The sequence below is a fragment of the Umezakia ovalisporum Ak1311 genome, assembly GCF_029891685.1.
GTDB classification, from domain to species: domain Bacteria; phylum Cyanobacteriota; class Cyanobacteriia; order Cyanobacteriales; family Nostocaceae; genus Umezakia; species Umezakia ovalisporum.
In genome coordinates, this window is sequence record NZ_JANQDJ010000005.1 from 14,414 (window position 1) to 35,496 (window position 21,083).

Annotated in this window: 15 protein-coding genes; 8 read left to right on the forward strand and 7 right to left on the reverse strand. The window is 39.8% G+C overall.

Annotated elements, in window-relative coordinates; genetic code table 11:
* The first annotated feature begins 170 nt into the window (after positions 1–170).
* Positions 171–1,520 (forward strand): lipid-A-disaccharide synthase-related protein, encoded by a 1,350-nt coding sequence (locus NWP25_RS00560; RefSeq protein WP_280651167.1) that lies wholly within the window; start codon positions 171–173, stop codon positions 1,518–1,520.
* An 82-nt stretch (positions 1,521–1,602) separates the two neighbouring features.
* On the opposite strand, the gene NWP25_RS00565 is transcribed toward NWP25_RS00560, so the two are convergent.
* Entirely contained in the window at positions 1,603–2,325 is a 723-nt protein-coding gene (locus tag NWP25_RS00565; protein ID WP_280651168.1) for a response regulator transcription factor, read from the reverse strand.
* Between the two features lie 1,130 nt (positions 2,326–3,455).
* Here NWP25_RS00565 and NWP25_RS00570 point away from each other — a divergent pair.
* Positions 3,456–4,790 (forward strand): ATP-binding response regulator, encoded by a 1,335-nt coding sequence (locus tag NWP25_RS00570; protein ID WP_280698655.1) that lies wholly within the window; start codon positions 3,456–3,458, stop codon positions 4,788–4,790.
* Positions 4,791–4,817: 27 nt separating this feature from the next.
* Positions 4,818–5,954 (forward strand): hybrid sensor histidine kinase/response regulator, encoded by a 1,137-nt coding sequence (locus NWP25_RS00575; protein ID WP_280651170.1) that lies wholly within the window; start codon positions 4,818–4,820, stop codon positions 5,952–5,954.
* 57 nt (positions 5,955–6,011) lie between these two features.
* On the opposite strand, the gene NWP25_RS00580 is transcribed toward NWP25_RS00575, so the two are convergent.
* Positions 6,012–6,467 (reverse strand): response regulator, encoded by a 456-nt coding sequence (locus NWP25_RS00580; protein WP_280651171.1) that lies wholly within the window; start codon positions 6,465–6,467, stop codon positions 6,012–6,014.
* Positions 6,468–7,314: 847 nt separating this feature from the next.
* Here NWP25_RS00580 and NWP25_RS00585 point away from each other — a divergent pair.
* A complete protein-coding gene (locus tag NWP25_RS00585) occupies positions 7,315–8,514 on the forward strand; it encodes an AAA family ATPase (protein WP_280698657.1) in 1,200 nt (399 codons plus the stop codon).
* 93 nt (positions 8,515–8,607) lie between these two features.
* Complete coding sequence (locus NWP25_RS00590) at positions 8,608–9,918, forward strand: amino acid permease (RefSeq protein WP_280698659.1); 1,311 nt, start codon at positions 8,608–8,610, stop codon at positions 9,916–9,918.
* Positions 9,919–9,990: 72 nt separating this feature from the next.
* On the opposite strand, the gene NWP25_RS00595 is transcribed toward NWP25_RS00590, so the two are convergent.
* Positions 9,991–12,075, reverse strand: coding sequence for a S9 family peptidase (locus NWP25_RS00595; protein ID WP_280698661.1), 2,085 nt, complete (start codon positions 12,073–12,075; stop codon positions 9,991–9,993).
* Between the two features lie 29 nt (positions 12,076–12,104).
* Positions 12,105–12,851 (reverse strand): hypothetical protein, encoded by a 747-nt coding sequence (locus tag NWP25_RS00600; protein WP_280698663.1) that lies wholly within the window; start codon positions 12,849–12,851, stop codon positions 12,105–12,107.
* Positions 12,852–12,969: 118 nt separating this feature from the next.
* Here NWP25_RS00600 and hemE point away from each other — a divergent pair, with 118 nt between their 5' ends.
* Positions 12,970–14,025 carry a uroporphyrinogen decarboxylase gene (hemE, locus tag NWP25_RS00605; RefSeq protein WP_280651454.1) on the forward strand — a complete coding sequence of 352 codons (1,056 nt, stop codon included), beginning with the start codon at positions 12,970–12,972 and terminating at the stop codon, positions 14,023–14,025.
* A gap of 174 nt (positions 14,026–14,199) precedes the next feature.
* Entirely contained in the window at positions 14,200–15,159 is a 960-nt protein-coding gene (locus NWP25_RS00610) for an NAD-dependent epimerase/dehydratase family protein (protein ID WP_280651453.1), read from the forward strand.
* A 131-nt stretch (positions 15,160–15,290) separates the two neighbouring features.
* Here NWP25_RS00610 and NWP25_RS00615 read toward each other — a convergent pair whose 3' ends face one another.
* The 3 genes from NWP25_RS00615 to NWP25_RS00625 are packed head-to-tail and all read right to left on the reverse strand — an operon-like array spanning position 15,291 to position 18,896.
* Positions 15,291–16,400: a substrate-binding domain-containing protein gene (locus NWP25_RS00615; RefSeq protein ID WP_280698666.1), complete on the reverse strand. Its 1,110-nt coding sequence runs from the start codon at positions 16,398–16,400 to the stop codon at positions 15,291–15,293.
* Positions 16,401–16,436: 36 nt separating this feature from the next.
* Entirely contained in the window at positions 16,437–17,159 is a 723-nt protein-coding gene (locus tag NWP25_RS00620; RefSeq protein WP_280651451.1) for a hypothetical protein, read from the reverse strand.
* Between the two features lie 24 nt (positions 17,160–17,183).
* Complete coding sequence (locus NWP25_RS00625) at positions 17,184–18,896, reverse strand: VWA domain-containing protein (protein ID WP_280656834.1); 1,713 nt, start codon at positions 18,894–18,896, stop codon at positions 17,184–17,186.
* Between the two features lie 474 nt (positions 18,897–19,370).
* Here NWP25_RS00625 and NWP25_RS00630 point away from each other — a divergent pair, with 474 nt between their 5' ends.
* Entirely contained in the window at positions 19,371–20,972 is a 1,602-nt protein-coding gene (locus tag NWP25_RS00630) for a B12-binding domain-containing radical SAM protein (protein WP_280656833.1), read from the forward strand.
* The last annotated feature ends 111 nt before the right edge of the window (positions 20,973–21,083 follow it).

Consider the following 21,083-nt stretch of genomic DNA (forward strand, 5'->3'; position numbering starts at 1 on the left):
AATTTAATCTAATTAACTGGTAGTTAGTTGTAGTGAGGTGACTGAATGAGGATCATAGTAACTTCCAGCTACTTGGCAGGTTGATATCCTCACTGATACCTCTTGTGGGAACAGACAGTTAATTTTAAGATTTTGTTTCTGAATCATTATTCGCCATTGACGGCATTTTTATGAACAAAATATTGTCATTATCGCCAGAGGCAACTTCTCGTTTGCAGTTATTGGTTTTAAGCAATGGTCATGGAGAAGATGTAATTGCTGTGAGGATTTTGCAGGAATTGCAGCAACTAGAAAATTCACCAGATATTTTTGCATTACCTTTGGTGGGTGAAGGGCTTGCTTACCAACAGTTAGGTATACCCTGTATTGGTGCAGTACGTACTATGCCTTCTGGGGGCTTTATTTATATGGATGGACGGCAATTACTTAGGGATGTGCGTGGGGGTTTGCTGCAACTTACCGTAAATCAAATTCAGGCTGTTCGTCGTTGGGTACGTTACCAAGAAAAATTGGGTAACAAGAGAGGTATTTTGGCTGTAGGGGATATTGTTCCTTTGTTATTTGGGGCTTTTAGTGGTGCTGACTATGCTTTTGTGGGTACGGCAAAATCAGAGTATTACGTGCGAGATGAAGTGGGACTATTACCCAGGAAATCAAAAGGTGCTCGTTGGGAAAACTTTTCTGGATCAATTTATCATCCTTGGGAACGTTGGTTGATGAGTTCTCGCCGTTGTCAGGCTGTTTTCCCTAGAGATGGGTTGACTACGGAAATATTACAAAAGTGGTCAATTCCGGCTTTTGATTTGGGTAATCCTATGATGGATGGTCTGGAACCAAAGTGGTTTTCAGCCAAGTTTGATACTTCCCCGGCCCATGGGCAAGAAACAGCTAAACCGTTAGTAATCACTTTATTACCTGGTTCCCGTCCCCCGGAGGCTTACGGGAACTGGGAAATGATCATGGTTGCTGTGTCTACATTGATGGCTAGTTTCTCAGAACAAAATTCAGTTTTATACAGTGCTGGCAATGTGGTATTCTTGGGTGCTATTGCCCCTGGTTTAGATGCAAATATTCTCTCGCAAACTGTTACAAACCAAGGCTGGGAAAGCCACCCAGAAGCTCCCATTCCCATTGCTGATCCTGGCGCTTTGATATTTAAGCAAACAAAAGGTTATATTATACTGACACAACAAGCCTATGGTGATTGTTTATATTGGGGGGATTTAGCGATCGCCATGGCTGGGACAGCAACGGAACAGTTTGTCGGTTTAGGCAAGCCCGCCATCGCCATTCTGGGTAAGGGGCCACAATATAACCCAGCTTTTGCTGAAGCTCAAAGCCGACTTTTAGGAGCCTCTTTGCTTTTAGTAGACAGTCCCAGACAAGTTCCCCAAGTGGTGCTATCGCTGTGGAAAAATCCTGACAGTTTGCAAATAATTGCTGAGAACGGAATCCGGCGCATGGGTAAGCCAGGGGCTGCACGTAGGATTGCTGATTGTTTACTCGAAAAATTGGGCTAGTTGAGACTTTAAATTTTGATCCCTTGTGGAGGAATGGCCATCTACCCAGATTTGCTAGCAAGTCTGGGCAAGGTCGCGAGTGTTAACCAACTAAACCGGAACGCAAAGCGCGTACTGCCGCTTGGGTGCGATCATCAGCACAGAGTTTGTTTAAGATGTTGCGAACATGAGTTTTTACTGTACCCACTGTGATGTATAGTTTTTCAGCAATTTGTCCATTGCTGCATCCAGCAACAATTAACTCTAAAATTTCCAATTCGCGTTGAGTTAGAGGATAGGTTTCTAAAACTTGTTCGTATTCCGTGGCCAATGCCTCAATTTTGACTGTTTTCTGTTTATCGCTAGGTTGAGTTTCCCCGGGAATACTTTGACGCATTTTTCTTAGTACCACATTGGCGATGGCTGGATCAATCCAAGAGTTACCGCCATAAGTTGCTTGTATTGCCTCGGTTAATTTATTAATGCTTGTCTCTTTCATGTAATAAGAATCTGCACCTGCGGCAAAAGCTGCCAGTACGGCATCTTCTGTGTTATCCATGGTCAAAATGAGAATTTTTGTGGCGGTTTGGCCGGTTTCTGCCTGGTAGCGTCTAAATTTGCGGGTGAGTTCAATGCCATCCATATCTGGCAAGCCAATATCTATCACCGCCACGTCTGGTTTAGCCGTTTCCAAAAGTTTTAGTCCTTGAGTGGCATTTGGTGCTTCACCAATTACTCTGAGAGCGCTGTGAGATTGTAATGCGGCTCTTAATCCCATTCTAGTCAAGTCATGATCTTCAATTAAAATAATGCTTATTTCACTCATTGCTATACTCGCTCTTGATAATTGCATTTTGTAGAATATGACCTTTTTTAAATAGTTTATCTGATTTTCCCAAACCAAAGGTAGATGATATTTTCACGATTCGGCATCCCTCGATAGAAGTAGTAAATATGCCGATTTTTCACTCTAAATTGTATTCAAAATCTAGCTAAAGATATATCGTCATTTTCCCAACAAACATGGAATATTAAGACCAGTTATAATTTGTGTGATATCTCCAGGAGTAGAAAGTCGTTTCATACTATTGTAAAGCTTTAATAAACATTGAAATAAATGAATAAATCAAAAGAATTTCAACATTGTGTACTAAAGAGTATAGTACAAGTGTGCTGTATCACAGCAGATGATGGTCATGCTACTTCCCAGTTGTCTCAGAATCAAATTTTTGTAAGTTTTCTCACTGTGTAAATTGGCGATGGCCAAGAAAATACAGACATGGTGCTAGACCTCGTGGAAAAACTGTGCAAAGAGAAGAAAACATGACTATTTTGGATTACATGACTTCCATGAACAGTGCTTTTGGCTTGACTTGCCCTCAGTAACGGGGTGAGTAAAGCTCCTCAAGCTTACGGCACAAGATTTTGGTACGTAACTCTCACTAATGACTGAGGACGCGCGTTAGCCCACTAATTTACAATCGTTTTGAGGGTTAACCAAGTATTTTATCTGACTTTATGTCGATTTCCTCTACTTGAGTAGCTAGCGATAGTACATTCACAGCAACTTCGGTAGTTGTGGTCACGAATCAAACTAGGATTAAGACAGAGTGGAGGCTGAAAAATTAACTGAAAAATTAACTGAAAAATTAGCTGAAAAATTAAAAGTTACTGGCTATATATATTTTTAAGCCTGTGACCTGCACTAATTTTGGAGAAAGTATGGCATTAGTGAATAAACATTGGGTAGCATACAAAATTTCTTAGTCAATCACATCCCAGGTGGGTACTATTGTGATTTTTGAGAATTTGAGTATAAAAATTAAACGCCATAAAGTAGACGGCAAAACCTGATCAAAATCAAAACCATATCTGAAATCCAAATTATTTAGTGGGATAGCTTGAAAATAGAGATACCATACATCAACCTGTATTTGACAGCGAAAATAAAAACCAATGAAAGAAACGCTGAGAATTTTGGTTGTAGACGATGATGAAGTAGAACGCATGGCAGTGCGTCAGGCTTTGACTCAAGCAGGTATTTGCATGGAACTGAGTGAGCTTACTGATGGACGTCATGCATTAGCTGCTTTGAGAGATACTACTTATGATTGTGTTTTCCTCGATTATCGTTTGCCAGGTCAGGACGCTTTGGCACTGATAGAAAGACTACGTTCTTCGGAAATCAAAGTTCCCTTAGTAGTCCTAACCGCCCAGAGAGATGAAGAAATCGCTGTCGAGTTGATGAAAGCTGGTGCTACAGACTATCTTTCTAAGTCTAAGGTATGTTCAGAAACTTTAGCCCGAGTTTTACGCCATGCCATTCGGATACACCGCGCTGAAATGGAGACAGCATTGGTAAACCAGCAACTCAGAGAAACTAATGAACAGCTGGTGTGTAAGAATCAAGAATTAGAAAAACAAAGACAACAAATTCAGTTGCAAAACTTCAAGCTATTGGAAGCATCACGCTTGAAATCACAGTTTCTGGCTACTATGTCTCATGAGCTGCGGACTCCGATGAATGCCATTATTGGGTTTTCCCAAATATTATTGCGCCCAAAGTTCGGTAAGCTGACCAATCAGCAAACAGACATGGTAGAGCGAATATTGAACAATGGCAAACAGTTGCTGATGTTGTTAAATGAAGTTCTTGACTTTTCTAAGTTGGAAGGAGGACGACTAGAGTTAAAGCCGGAATTATTCGATTTAACAAAAACTATCAATATCGTCCTTGGGGAAATGCGTTCTCTGGCTGAAGCAAAAAAATTGTCTTTGCGAGTCGATATTGATATGGAACATGCCCTAATATTTAATGACTCAACGCGTGTGCGGCAGATTTTAATAAATTTATTATCGAATGCCATTAAATTCACAGATTCTGGTTATATTTGGATTGAAGTTAAAGAACTGCCTCAAAACCAGTTGGCAATCACGGTTCGGGATACAGGGATTGGTATAGCTCCCAGAGATTTTCAACATATTTTTGAACCTTTTCGCCAAGTGGATCAAAGTATTACGCGCAAATATCCCGGTACAGGACTAGGTTTAGCAATCATAGATTCCTTGGTGCAAATGATGGGGGGCAAAATTACTTTGGAAAGTCAACTGGGGGTTGGTTCTATATTTAGAATTGAAATACCAAGGCAACTATCGTCACCAACTACAGTGGCCAACCTTGCAGCTTTAAATTTGCATGGTCACGAGATTTTTTGCTCTGTGCAAAACCCTAATCCATCTCCACCGAAATCTAGCAAAGCATCCATGGGTTTTCCCAATGTCAAACTATAAATTATTGTCATAAACCGTTGATAAACCATGTCTGTTGTGGAAAAGCTGAAAATTGATCGTATTCTCGCCGTTGATGATACTAAAGATAATCTCATTTTGGTTCAGACAATTTTAGAAAGTGAGGGATATGAGATTGATTTAATTGCAGATGGTATGACAGCCTTGCAGCAAATTGAACAATCTCCACCAGACCTAATTTTGCTAGATGTGATGATGCCAGGAATTGATGGTTATGAAGTCACTCGGCGAATTCGCAACAATCCCAACCTAAATGTTAACTATATTCCCATTTTGCTCATCACTGCCTTTCATGAATCCAGTGTGGTGGAAGGGTTGGACGCTGGTGCAGATGATTTTATTCGTAAACCATTTGATACAGATGAACTGTTGGCCAGAGTGCGTTCGCTGCTGCGTCTCAAACATAGTTTAGACGAACAAAAAAAAATGGCCCGTCAGCGCGAAGATTTTGTTTCGCGTTTAACTCATGATTTGCGTACTCCGCTAGTAGCTGCTGACCGAATGCTGGGTTTGTTTCAAGAGGAAACATTCTGTAAAATTTCCCCAGAAATGAAACAAGCGATCGCCGTGATGATACGCAGTAATCAGAATTTAATGCAGATGGTGAACACCTTATTAGAAGTCTATCGCTTCGAGGCAGGTAAAAAGACCTTAAACGATGAGGAATGTAATTTACCAGAAATTGTTGAAGAAGTTACTAGCGAACTCACTCCTCTTGCTACTGAGAAAAACTTGGCTCTCAAAATAGATACGAGTCAGTTAGATTTACAAAAAGAAGGGGCTGGTGTAGTAATGGGGGATTCCCTGGAATTGCGACGTGTATTTAACAACTTAATTGGCAACGCCATCAAGTTTACAGACACAGGAGGGATAGAAGTTTCTATTTGGGAAAAATCAGGTAATTCTCAAGGTAAAGATTGCGTAATTATCGAGGTTACAGACACTGGTTATGGAATTGCGCCCGAAGATCAAGCCACTGTTTTTGAAAGATTTCGTCCCGGTAGAAACAAACGCTCTGGTAGTGGTTTAGGTCTGCACCTATCGAGTCGAATTGTAGAAGCCCACGGTGGTAAAATTGCACTTAACTCCGAACTTGGGCGAGGTAGTGTATTCACAGTCACCTTACCAAAATATAGTAGTCATTAATCATTGGGCTATACTCAGCATAATCATCGATGATTGAGTTAATTTTCGTCTTCTTACTTAGTAGTCAGCACTTTTAATAGTCGAGGGAGAGTTGAGCTTGTTGTCTAGCAAGCGGGAAATTATGGCCTCTAGATCCTCAATCATGTAAGGTTTACTGATGTAATCGTCAAAGCCAGCCGAGAGGAGGCGTTCTCGATCCTCCCTAGTGGCTAAAGCCGTAACTGCAATCACTGGAATCCCGCAAGTTAGCGGTTCTTGTTTTAAATAATGCACAACATCAGTTCCGCTAAGACCTGGTAATAAAATGTCTAACATGATCAGGTCCGGCTGATGCTCTTTTGCCACCGGTAAGGTAGTGGAGCTGTCGGATTGACAAATGAATCTACAGCCAAGTGACTCAAGTGCATAACCAATTAGAAGTAGACTGTCATCATGATCTTCCACTACCAAGATTAATGGCTGGTGAGGGTTTTGCTTCCTTTCATCACTTATGAATGAATGTGCCAGATACATCTCTTCTCCAGAAGATTGAATTAGGATTTATCGTATTCTTTGAGATAATAACAGAGACATCCTGGGAGGATGGAATGGATCTGAGCAGGATTGGCTCAAGTTCTGCCTTTGCCTAGTTGACCATTCCTACTTAGGTAAAAAACATGGGCAAAAGAAAGGTTCAAACTATAGGATGAGCAACTACTTCTCGATTATACGCAAAATTACAGAATATTTTTCGCCGAATTTATAATAACTGGATATAACAATTGTAATTCACTGTAGTATATCTAGTGCTACTTATTTCCGTAGAGTTAAGGTTACAGTAGCGTTACTAGAGTTTGAGACGATTTTCAATTCCTGACCGTTACTAAGCTTTTGTTTGAACTTTAACTCATCTTAACCACTGTCCTCCTTTGTACTTGAGTTTGAATCTAACACCAGAATTCCCTGGAAATTGTCCATAAAATAATGATATTCGGTTTTAGGTAATCTCGGACTTTATCCCCAATTTAAGAAGGATATTTCTTTATCTACCAAGGATTCTAGCTTGTTACCCCATACTTTTCGTGTAATGATAAATGGTCAATCAGTTCAACAAATAAAACTACTATCCCTCCAGGTTTGATCTGAGGTGGAGAGAATTTTCAGCATCTCTCCACAGGTGCCCAGTTGCCAAAAAAATGGATCAAGTCAAACTCAGCAGGAAAAAATTTAACTGATTTTTTTGTTAAATTTTTATGTACTTGACTTTTTTGTATTACAAATGTAGTATATAAAACGTTAATGCAGTCAAGAATCTGAAGTTTAAAATGTCCTAAGACAATGAAAAAATAACTCGACTATCGCTTTGGATCATTTCAGAAATATGGAATTTGATTATTTTAGAAGCAACGAAAGCACTCCTAATAATAACCGTCAAAGTTTACTTACCAGCGGCTGGCGACCATTTCATAGAGAGTTAGACTGGGAATTTTTAGGTAAATTATTATATAACGATACACGGGAATTAACTCAAAAAACCTTGAATTTAGTCAGCAATTTTGCTGAAATATTGGGACGCAATAATTATGCTTGGTGGGCAAATTTGCTGAATGTTGTATCGGATAGTACACAATATGAAGTAGAAAAATTTTGGAACTATATCACCCCTGAACCCAAATCACCGGATCATCGCTACAAAGATATTTTGAGTACAGAGACGCCCATCGTTCAATTTGTAAGTCGTAGCAGCATTCCTATTGATTACGTTCTCAATCGCCTGCAAGAAATTATTGTCTTACGAGTTTTAGAACTATTAGATTGTCCTGACATTATTACTCAGTGTTATTTAGAAAGAGACTTTCATTTCCCTGTAAAAAAATTTGTGAATTGGGAGCGCATAGAAGTTATTAATACAGTGTATGCTTATTGGTCAAAGTACGATACTTGGCTGCAAATTGAATCCTACGAGCGCGGAAAACGTTACTACACTTTAATGTCAACGAATATCTCACCGCTTATCAATAAGGCAACCTATGACTTAGCCGTGATGCTGAGTGGATATCAAAGTCGTGTTGGTAAGGTTCACAGTCAATATTCTATTCGTACTTTTCCAGTAGATATTCAAAATTTTACAGATACAGTACAACAGGCAGTTCTGACTCAAAACCAATTAGCAGTTGTGGTACATGGTGAACCCGGTACAGGTAAAACGGTATGGACTCAGGCAGTGGCAAAGGAAATTATTGTACCTTTAGGGTATGTGATTTTTATTTTAGACCACGATGCCATTGCCAATTTTGTCCCACCCAATTATTTAGAGCGTATTTGCATTATTGTTAACGAGGCTGATAATTTAGCACAAAATCGGGCTTGTGAAGTAGCTCAATATAATAATAAAACAGAACATATTCTGAGTTTGTTAGATGGCACTTTGTACCAGAGTGTAATTGATGATGGTGGGATTCAACTCAATCAGAAATTAGTTGTTTTGATGACTTGCAATACTACTGAAAGGTTAGATCCTGCTATGTTGCGGAAGGGTAGGGTTGATTTAATCTATGAGTTTACTAAGCGATTTGTCTAGTCTATTTGAATGTAAAATCGGCAAGTTGGGGTTTTTGCTAAAATAAGTCACATAAATTAATAGCCTACATTTAATTCTGACTTTGATCTCGATATGACCCCAACAAAAACTCCTTTCCACTCCCATCAAGAAAAAGTTACTCGATTATTTTCTCGCGTCGAATTCAATGAACAGAAGTTAAGTCATCAACCGGGTAGTGTGTTAGGAAACACGGCGCTGATTGCAGGTACTACAGTTGGTGCTGGTATTCTGGCACTACCTGCGGTAACTCTACCATCTGGGGTTTTGCCATCCACAGTGTTGTTAATTACTGTGTGGCTGTACACTGTCGTTTCTGGTCTGTTGCTGGCAGAGGTTTGTGTCAATGCTATGCGTCTAGAAGGGCGTTTGAGTATCGGTCTGTTAGCAATGGTTGAGAAAACTTTGGGCTTTGTGGGTGCGCGAATTGTCGGCGCTGCATATCTGTTTTTACACTATGCTTTGCTGGTGGCTTATATGACTGAAGGGGGAAAAATTTTAGTCTCTGGGGTTTCTCATGTATGGGGAATACAAAATATTCCTCCAGCTTGGGTGGGGACTATAACTTTCACCTTGTTATTTGGTGGTTTGATGTATGTGGGACGAGAAAAATTAATTGAAAAACTCAACAACGCTTTTGTAGCAATTGTGATTACTTCATTCCTCGGACTATTGTTTCTGGGAGGAGGACAAGTTAAGAGTATGCAACTGTTGACTCAGAACTGGACGGCTTTAGGGGGTGCTGTCTCAGTGATGTTGGTGGCGTTGTTTTTCCACAATGTTGTCCCAGTGGTTGTTACTCAGTTGGAAGGAGATATTCCCAAAATTCGCCAGTCTATTATTGTTGGTTCTTTCATTCCTTTAATTATGTTCTTGGCGTGGAATACCGTAATTTTGGGAAGTGTGAGTTTGGGTACTGTACAAAGTACAGGTAAATTTGACCCTGTGGAAATATTGCGGGCTGGTGGTGCTGGGGAATGGTTGGCAGTGTTGTTGTCTATTTTCTCTGAGTTTGCCATCGCTACTTCATTTATTGGTTTTGTGTATGGGTTGCTAGATTTCTTTCAAGATATCTTCCCCCTCGCACAGGCTAAACCTTCCATTAGGCTACCGCTTTATTCACTGATTTTGTTACCTCCCATGAGTTTGGGGACAATTAATCCCAGTATTTTCTTTAGCGCTCTAGATTTTGCGGGAACATTAAGTATTTCAGTTTTAGGCGGGATAATTCCGGCCTTAATGACTTGGAAGCAACGTCAAGAACAACAGTTAAACAATATTAATCAACGTATTGTCCCTGGTGGTAAGGTGGGGTTGATCATCATGATGGTAATTGCATCAGTTTTGATTATCAAACAAATACTAGCAATGAGTGAGTGGATTTGACGCTCTCCTCACTTTTAGTAAGGAGATTCACACGTCGAATGTAGAATCTCCGTGGCTTTAGCCCAGAGAGTGTCAAATTGGGGAGGAACTATTTCCCAAACCTAACCTGTCGAGAATAAAAGCGTCTTCAAAAGCTAGTTCTCGCAAGCTTTCATAACGTCCAGATGCACCGCTATGTCCCGCACCCATATTGGTTTTTAGCAGTAGAATATTATTATCTGTTTTCAGTTCCCGGAGTTTGGCTGTCCATTTTGCTGGTTCCCAGTACTTGACGCGAGAATCATTTAAACCGGCGGTAATTAATAAATCTGGGTAATTCTTGATTTCGACGTTATCGTAGGGTGAGTAAGATTTCATGTAGTCATAATAAACTTTGTCATTGGGATTACCCCATTCTTCCCATTCCATGGCCGATAGGGGTAGGGAGGTATCGAGAATTGTTGTCACTACATCGACAAAGGGGACATTGGCTACTACGGCTTTGAATAAATCAGGACGCATATTCATAACTGCACCCACTAACAAACCCCCTGCACTTGCACCAGTAATCACTAGGCGATCTTTTGCTGTCCAATTTTCAGCAATTAAATACTCTGCACAGGTGATAAAATCGGCAAAGGTATTTTTTTTGTGTAATAATTTTCCTTCTTCATACCACTTTCGCCCCATTTCTTCGCCGCCACGAACATGAGCAATGGCGAATACTATTCCCCGGTTTAATAGCGTTAATCTTGTTGACGAAAATGATGCTTGGTAAGAACAACCATAAGCACCGTATCCTGTGAGTAATAAGGGATTTTTGCCATCTTTTTTAATTGCCTTTTTGTAAACAATAGAGATAGGAATTTTTGTGCCATCTTTAGCAGTAGCGGTTATCCACTCACTTTGATATTGAGTTTGATCGTACTTACCTAATACTTCTGTCTGTTTTTTTAATTCCCTATCATTGGTTTCCATGTTGTAATCAAAAACAGATTGGGGAGTAATTAAAGAAGTGTAATGAAACTGCAATATTTTAGTATTAAACTCTGGGTTGTTTCCTTCATGAAATTCATAAGTTGGTTCTGGAAAAACAATACTATTTTCCTTACCTGTTGATATATTCTGAACCCTTGCAGTTTCTAATCCGCCTTTTCTTTCATAAATTACTAAGTGATTTGCAAATAAGCTGACCCCTAATAGCAGTACATCTTCTCTGTGGGGAATTATAGTTTGCCAATTTTCCTGAAATGGAGCAGATACAGGTGTTTTAACTAATTTAAAATTAGTGGCTTTATGGTTGGTAACAATGTAGAAATCATCATTGTGATGGTCGATTTCATATTCTACTCCCGTAGTTCGTGGGTGAATGAGCTTGAATTCACCTTGGGGATTATTGGCATCTAGATAATGAATTTCTGTAGTGATGCTACTTTGCAAAACCATCAGTATGTATGATTGACTGAGGGTTTTGCTTAGGTATAGATGGAAAATATCATCTTTTTCTTCATATATCAAGACATCTGTTTGTGGTGAAGTTCCTAATGTGTGTTTGAGCAGTTGGTAAGGGCGATTAGCATCATCAATTTTGCTGTAATATCCAGTTTGATTATCGTTAGCCCAGGTAAAGGAAAAATAAGTGTCGGCAATTGTTTCTGGATACAACTGATGTGTATTTAGGTCAAGAAAATACAGCACATATTGCTCTGAACCTGTGGTATCAAAGGAATAAGCTAATATTTGATGATTGGGACTAATGGCAAATACACCTAGTTCAAAAAAATCGTGACCTTGGGCTAATTCATTTTCATCTATTAGTATTTCTTCAGCAGTGTCTAAACTCCCCTTTTTGCGACAATGAATTGGGTAAGCTTTGCCTTCTTCAGTACGTGAATAATAATAATATTCATCTTTACGGAATGGAACTGATAAATCGGTTTCTTGAATCCGGTCCAGCATTTCATTATATATCTGGTTTTGCAGGTCCTCGGTATGCTGCATCATCGCTGCTGTGTAGGCGTTTTCTGCTTCCAGATACTCAATAACTTTCGAGTTATTAAGATTCCGCATCCAAAAGTACTTGTCTATGCGGCGATCGCCATGTAATTCTAAAATCTTTGGCTGTTGTTCAGCAATCGGTGGCGTTACTTTTTTTTGCAAAATATTATTTTGATTCATGATTTTAATTTGTGGCAAATATCTAGCAATTAGCTGTTAGTATGGTAAGGTGAACTGGAATTTTTAGTTGGGGGATGAGAGTTTGTTTTGAGGGTACACAAGCCAATCGCTGGTACAATTGCGAGAATGATAGCCGTAAATCCCTGTTCACTCCAATACAATATGGGAGTGCGACTCACTTCTGGAATTAAATCTTTTACAAGAGACAGGAAGCAGAGGAAAATACTAATGAAGGTGAAAGATAAAAAAGGCAGAAAATTCCACCACCACAGTTGTTTTGCGTAACGGCGCAATACCAACCATTGGCATAGTCCTAGCCAAATTACTGCTAGAATATATAATACTGTTGACAAAATCCCCCCCATAAAGGCTAAATCAGGGGATTCACCTTGATGGAAGGATATGACAACTGAGGAAATATGTTTTACCCGGGGTATCCCGACGCTGTTCACCACCAACCAACCTGTGCTGGTAGCAAGCATCCATAGCAAACCGGAAATGTAGCGATGGAGGACGAGGGCTTGATCTGCGGCAAAAACTACAGCAAACACAATGTTACCGAGGATTTTGACCCGGTGAAAAGAATCAACAGGGAGTAGGTTTCCCAAGGTGCTATTTTCTAAACCCATGGTGGTAATGCCTCCCACAACCCATCCTAAAATGGTCATTAAGGTAAACTGTAAAAAAAACTTTCGTCTTTGGGAAGGGGGTATCAAGAACTTTCCCGAATTTGGGTTAGCTCTAATATCACTTGGACTATTGGATTTAGGTTGCATATTAAGTTAAGTAAAGCGTTAACTATTGTTCCTTAAGGAGAACCTCCTGAAAAACCGTAATCTCAGAATGATAAGCTAAACAATGGCATAAATATAATGACTTAGGATCAAGTGTTAAATGCGTGTTTCGTTAACGGCTCCTCACCTCCTCCGGGTTGCGCGTGGTGAATTAGTAGATCGTCCTCCTGTCTGGATGATGCGACAAGCAGGACGATATATGAAAGCATATCGAGATTTAAGGGAAAAATATCCTTCTTTCCGCGATCGCTCGGAAATTCCTGAAGTGGCCATAGAAATTTCCCTGCAACCTTGGAAAGCATTTCAGCCAGACGGAGTGATTTTATTTTCCGACATTGTAACTCCATTGCCTGGTTTGGGCATTGAGATGGACATTGCGGAAGGTAAGGGCCCAATTATTCACTCACCCCTTCGTAGCCAAGAACAAATTGATAGCCTGGGTCTTTTTGAACCAGAGACATCATTACCGTTTATCAAGACAATATTGCAGGCGTTACGTGAGGAAGTAGGGAATCAGTCAACTGTTTTAGGCTTCGTGGGTGCGCCGTGGACGTTAGCCGCTTATGCAGTGGAGGGTAAAGGCTCCAAAACCTACTCTGTGATTAAAAGTATGGCCTTCTCAGACCCAAGGATGTTACATCGGCTATTAGGTAAATTGGCTGATGCCATTGCGGTTTATGCACGCTATCAAATTGACTGTGGCGCTCAAGTTGTACAAATGTTCGATTCCTGGGCAGGTCAACTCAGCCCCCAAGATTATGATACCTTTGCTTTACCTTATCAACAAAGAGTTTTTAAGCAAGTTAAGCAAACCCATCCTGATACACCTTTAATTTTGCTGGTTAGTGGTAGTGCAGGTGTGCTAGAGAGAATGCCAAAATCTGGTGCAGATGTTGTCACCGTGGATTGGGCTGTAGACATGGCAGAAGCAAGAGCCAGATTAGGCAAACACGTCAAAGTCCAGGGAAATCTTGACCCTGGTGTGTTATTTGGTTCTCAAGAGTTTATCCGCGATCGCATTGTCGATACAGTGCGTAAAGCAGGCAATTGGGGACATATTCTCAATCTTGGTCATGGTGTGCTACCAGAAACTCCAGAAGAAAATGTCGCTTTCTTTTTTGAAACAGCAAAACAACTTAAATCTGTAGGAGTTTAGTTGTATTTCCTGGATTTCTATGGGTTGGGCAAAATGCCCAACCTAACTACAAAACCGTGGCTAAAAAATTAATTATCTAACCACATATGCATGAAGAACAAAAAGTAAAAATCAAAATTTTTAACTGTATTTTTAAACATTGAGTTTTGATTACTAATTTATTCAAGATTTAATATGAACCAAAAACGGATTTTCGTGACTGGTGCAAGCGGTTGCATAGGTCACTACATTACAGAAGCCTTAATTCAAAATACAAATCACGAGTTGTATTTACTGGTCAGAAACCCTGATAAATTGCAAGTTGATAGTCAAGTGCGCCCAGGTATCACTGTGTTACAGGGTGATATGCAAAAAATTAACCTTTTTGCTGATTTACTGGCAACAATTGATACAGCAGTCCTCGCAGCTACGGCTTGGGGTGGTGATCAGACATTTGATATTAATGTTTTCAAGACTGTAGAATTAATCAAAATGCTCCATCCCAAGCGCTGTGAACAAGTAATTTATTTTTCTACAGCTAGTGTTTTAGATCGGTACCATCAACCCCTCAAAGAAGCCGGGGAAGTTGGTACAGATTATATTCGCTCTAAATATGATTGTTTACAAAAAATGTCGCAGCTAGAAATAGCTCCTAAAATTACGAAAGTTTTCCCAACTTTGGTTTTGGGCGGCGATGATAAAAAACCCTATTCTCATCTGACATCGGGAATACCACAGGTAACTAAATATATTGATTTAATTCGCTGTTTGCAGGTAGATGGGAGTTTTCATTTTATCCACGGGGGAGATATTGCCACTGTGGTGCAATATTTAATTGATTATCCACCCCAAGATGATCAACCGCGCCAGTTTGTTTTGGGACAACAAGCGTTAACAGCAAACCAAGCTGTGGAACAAGTCTGCGCTTATCTAGGGAAAAAGATTTACTTTCGCATTCCTCTATCGTTAGCATTAGCTAATTTGATTATTGCTGTATTTCGGATTCAAATGGCTGCTTGGGATAGATTTTGTATGAACTATCGCCATTTTAGCTATGAAAATGTGGTCAATCCTGCTAGTTTTGGTTTGCCTAATTACTGTGCAACTATGAGTGATGTTTTGGAAATTAGTGGTGTAAAGAGGAGAAAAAATTAGTTTTTGTAGGTTGGGTGGTAGCTTGCTTCCCGAAGGATAAGCAGTGAAACCCAACGACTTCGCATAAATGTTGGTTTCTAGCATTGTTAAATTTTTAGTGCTATTTTCAGAGGAAGGGAGTAATTGAGTGGTTAATTTGATCTTTCCCACAGGCGTTGAATTTCTGTATTTATTTGGCTGTTTGACGGTTGTAAGGTGGTGATATTGGGTTTGAATTCTGCACCAGGAATATTTTGATTCCAGGGGCTATTAGGTACTGCTTTGATATCAACGGCGTTATTCACGGGACGGAAACCATACTCAACTAGGATTGCTTGTTGTTGTGGTTGGATGAGAAAATCAAGAAATTTTCCGCCAGCATTGGCAGTGGCGGTATTTACATCCCGACGGGGAATAACGGCGGTAGCGGTGGTTTCAATGGAAGGATCTATATAGTAAATTTGGTAAGATTTGGTTTGGTTAATTTTTGATTGTTGCCAACGATAAAGGGCTATACTTTCATATACTATGGACACATCAGCATCATTGGGTCCTTTGCTAATAAACTCTTGCAGCAGAGTGTCTGTGGAACGGGGTGGCTGGTAAACTGATTTTTTGATCAAACTAAATAGCGATCGCACAGATGGATCATTTAAACTGGCACTGTTAACATTTGTGCCAACTTTCGATTGAGTCCAAAGATTTAATGTTAACTGACCGCTATTAGAACGAGTCGGATCTGTGGTGACAAAATCAAAGCTACCCCAGTCTTTTGCACCGCCTATTTTTTCCCAGCTATTAGCTGTCATTGCTTGTTCAATTCTATGCCATTGAAAGCGTCCATTGGGAAACAAGACTTGGCCGCGTTCTGGCCAAGCAACACCCACTAACATTGTTTTGGCTATTGGTTGCGGAGAATCGTAAAAGGGTTCAGTGTTATTTATCGCTTTGAGACGATTACTTAATTCTGTTAAAATCTCTCCGTTAGCTGGGATTAATATTGTTGGCTTAAAGTCATTTTTTTCATCGATGTAATTATTAACTATTTCTTGAGAACCTTGAAATTTGAGTTCTAATTTAATATTCGGGTTAGCTTGTTCAAATTTTTCTTGTAGTTTTTGCAATGGTTCTTGTAATTCTGTACCGCTAACAATTACTAAGGTTTGTTGCAATCCAGGTAAGGGGGCATAGGTTAATCCTAATGCTGATAAGATAATTGTTACAGAGGTAACTATTTCTCCAGATTTTAATTTGTTATTCATACAATTGCTTGATTTATTTTTTTGAGGGTATGCAAATTATTTTTGAACTAAAAAGTACACATTTTGTTGGAAACTGACCATTTCTTCACTGAGTAGTTGCAGTTGATTAATTTGTTCTGAGTCAGTTAAATCAGCAGTATGTAATTGAGTTTGCAATCGCTGTAATACTCCGGCATAGTCTTGAATTTGGGTACAAAGGCTGACAATTTGGGCAAGGCGAATATCTTGACCCTCTTTTGCCAGTTTGATGTTACGTTGTAAACTTGCTGCTAGTTGATTTAAATTTTGCTTTGCTACACCGGAAGAAAATGGAAGTTTCTGTTCTACTTGGGCTAATTGTTGTTTTAATTCACTGACTGAAAGTAGTGCATTACTTTCTTGTAAACCTTGGCCAAGATTGTCAATTTTTGCGGGAATTTGTACAGCACGTTCACAACTGATTTCTATTGCTGCTAACAGTTCTACATGAAAGGCATCAGTTAACAATCTTTTGGCTTCTAATTTCAATTCATTGGCTTGATTGAGCAAACCTAAAGCTGAAGTTTTTACGGCTTGTAATTCCCGTTCTAATTCAGGATTCTTTAAGTTAAATGACTCTGGTTCACGAGATCGCAAATAACTAGCACCAACCCCGGCAATGCCAGCAGCCAGAGGTAAGATAATTACACTGGGCAATTGCAATAAACGTACACCGACAATCAAAGAAATTCCTCCCGCTAAGACAGCTATGGGATAAGATAGTGGATTTGTCAGTTTCATATTAATTGTTATTACTTTTACAACTTAAAACTCGACTTGTAAATCTGCCATTAGTTGAGCAATAGTATCGGGATTACTCTGGGAATAATAACCACCATTTAATTCAGCAATTTTTTGCAGAGCATCGGGATTAAATTCACCTTCCTTACCGTAACCTAGGGTAAAAAACGATATTCGTTGGTCGGTATTAAAACCACTTTTTTGTAATTCTTGTCCCAGTTGTTCTAGAGAAATCCCAGAGCCAGAATCTTCTCCATCGGTTAATACTACTACTGCATTAATGGCATTTTCACGGAGATTCTGTTGTAACCAATTGCGAGCATAAATAATAGCATCGTATAAGGCTGTACCACCACCTGCCTGAAGTCCATTGACAAATTGTAAACCGCCATCGCGTCCTTCAGGTGTGCCATCCACTAATACTGGCGGTCTAATTTCTGAGTCGAAATCAATTAAAGCTATTTGTTCTTTTGGTCCCAAACTATTGATATAAGTTAATACAGTATTTTGAACTGTTGGTAACTTTGCCCCTGTCATTGAACCGGAAGAATCTACGACTACCACCACCAGTGATGGTTTTTTGGTATCTTCTTGCCAAGATTTCAGCATCGCCTCCACAACTTCTGGTTGGGGTGGGCGTAATGAATCGTATTGTGCTTGTGGGTCAACTCCAAGTTCCGGACTGAATTTTGCTCCTAAAGCAGTTCCTGGTGCACCGGGACGTAAACCCAAACTTGTAGCAATGTTCTGACTTTGAGGCGATCGCAAATACGTGATAAATTTTTCCGCTGCTGCTTTTTCATCAGCACTTACCCAAGGTGCATTGGGCACAATTGCTCGCATATTGGAGCTAAATGTCTTCCGGGGATAAATTGCTTCATAACGCTGTTGTCCTGGTTGTAAATTGGCATTAGCAGCAATCACACTTGACTCGTACACTGAACCGACTGAAGCCCAAAAAGCTCCATTTTTCACCATTGCTTTGGCTAAAGAGTCAGTAGAAACACCATAACGGGTAATTTTATTTTGGATTTGCTGAATTTGCGGCTGAAACTTTTGTACATCATCAACTGTTAATTCTTCTGGACGCTTACCGGATACACTCACAAATTGGGACACAAGAGTTTGTAATCCAGAATTAGAACGAGTTGGTGCAGTGTGAACATAGTTAATTGCAAAAGGTGGCGCAGCTGGATCAATATCACGATGAGTTTTCGCAGTGAGTAGAGATTTATGGATATCAGAAACTTTTCGCAGTCCCGTAACAATATCCTTCTGTGCCATAAACACCATTGGTGTAGTAGCTATCAGTGGTGACTCAATGATTTCAGGAATGTATTTTTGTCCAGGAAAGAGTTGATTAACTTGGTAAATTAACTGACTTTGATAAATTTCTCCGTCCACGGAAACGATAGTGGGAAATTCTGGTGCATCGGCTGTCAATGTTCCTTGCTTTAATTGGGTTGCTTGTGTAACTACCTTCCTGACTACATCACCGCTTCCCAGGGCTTCGCATTGCACCTGAAAATTTGTACCATTTTCTAGTTGAGGTTTTGTAGTGTTAAACTTTTTTGCAGCTTGATTGCAAAAATCTCCTAAAGCGCTACCCACTAACAGGTTGACTTTCAAACCCTCAAAGTTTGCTCCTGAATCGGAAGTATCACCACAAGCTGTTAACAACAAAATACTCAAGGCTGCTGTAACGCTGGTCTTTAATGGACTACATTTAAGAATCATACAGTCCTCAAATGACAATTTATACTTAATTATACTACTATTTATCAGCATAATCAAGGTTAGTAGCAATTGCTTTAGGTACAAAAACCGTTTCCCTGAACAGTATGGAAACAGATCCCATCCCAGAGATTTTACTTTTTGCCATAGGTTTTAAATAGTATTCTGTCAGGTGCAAGACATAAGTTAACCGACTTGACCCATGACATCAGGGATTTATTCCCCAGATGCCCAATGCAACTTGATTTTTATAAATAAAAATGTAACTTAATATATTACATCTAGTCCATGGCTACCGCTTTTTATCGTAGTTTTCAAATAGTTTTATTTCTCTTGGGAACAGAAAGCTGATTTACTAAGTCAGCATAATCTAATTGCCAAGTAAAAAAAATCACGGTAAACTAAGGAAAATTTAATAAAAAGTGAATAATTTAGTTAAAGTTGGGATAACAATCAAAGTGTGAGGATTACTACTATATGCGAATCTTACTGGTATATCCAATATTTCCCAAAACCTTTTGGTCATACGAGAAAATTCTAGAGTTGGTTAATCGCAAGGTTTTGTTACCACCTCTGGGTTTAGTGACGGTGGCGGCAATTCTGCCCCAAGAATGGGAGTTCAAGCTGGTTGATCGCAATATTCGCCCAGTGACAGAAGCAGAATGGGCATGGGCAGATATAGTAATTTTTTCCGCTATGATTGTCCAAAAGCAAGATTTATTAGCACAAATTCAAGCAGCAAAAAGAAGGGGTAAGTTAGTTGCTGTGGGTGGACCTTATCCTACTTCTGTACCTCATGAAGTGGAAAATGTCGGTGCAGATTTTCTCATTCTCGATGAAGGGGAAATTACATTACCCATGTTTATTGAGGCAGTTCAACGGGGAGAAACTTCTGGAGTTTTCCGTGCTACAGAAAAACCAGATGTGACAACTACACCAATTCCTAGGTTTGATTTACTAGACTTTGATGCCTATGACATGATGTCGGTGCAGTTCTCCCGTGGTTGTCCTTTCCAGTGCGAATTTTGTGATATTATTGTCCTCTATGGCCGCAAGCCCCGGACTAAAACCCCTGCACAACTATTAGCAGAGTTGGATTACCTCTATAAGTTGGGTTGGCGCCGTGGTGTATTTATGGTAGATGACAACTTTATTGGTAACAAGCGCAATGTAAAATTGTTACTTAAAGAGTTGAAAGTCTGGATGGCAGAACACCAATATCCTTTCCGCTTTGATACGGAAGCTTCTGTGGATTTGGCACAAGATCCCGAATTGATGGAATTGATGGTGGAATCGGGTTTTGCCGCTGTGTTCTTGGGAATTGAAACACCGGACGAAGATAGTCTGCAATTAACGAAGAAGTTTCAAAATACTCGCACTTCCCTAGCGGAAGCAGTGCAAACCATTATCAAAGCCGGGTTGCGGCCAATGGCTGGTTTTATTATCGGTTTTGATGGCGAAAAAGTAGGCGCAGGCCATCGCATTGTCAAATTTGCGGAACAAGCGGCTATTCCTTCCACCACCTTCGCTATGTTGCAAGCTTTACCCAATACGGCTTTGTGGCATCGTCTGACAAAAGAAGGAAGACTAAGGGAAAATCAAGATGGTAATATCAACCAAACAACGTTGATGAATTTTATTCCTACCCGTCCTTTAGAAGATATTGCCAGAGAATATATCGAGGCGTTCTGCACTTTATATGATCCAGTCAAGTATTTGGATCGTACCTATCGCTGTTTCTTAATGATGGGTACGCCAAAATGGAAAGCCCCAGCTAAAATGCCGGAATGGGTCATTGTCAAGGCGTTATTGATTGTAATTTGGCGACAAGGTATCAAACGCGAAACTCGTTGGAAATTCTGGCATCACTTGTTTAGTATCCTCAAGGCTAACCCAGGAGTTTTAGAACATTATATTGCTACCTGCGCTCACAACGAACATTTCATCGAGTATCGCCAAATTGTCCGGGATCAAATTGAAAGTCAGTTAGCTGAGTATTTGGCACAAGGTGCAGAAAAACCTTACGTCCCTGTAGAAACTCAAAAAGTTGAGGAAAAAACAGAAGCCCTGGCTAGTTAGTTAAAAAAGGCGATCGCAGTGCGTGAAAACTTGATGGTACGCGATCGCTATGCTTTAGGTAATTTCTCCATCATCCATAGTGTATCTATAAGTGAACATCTTTCCCTTTTC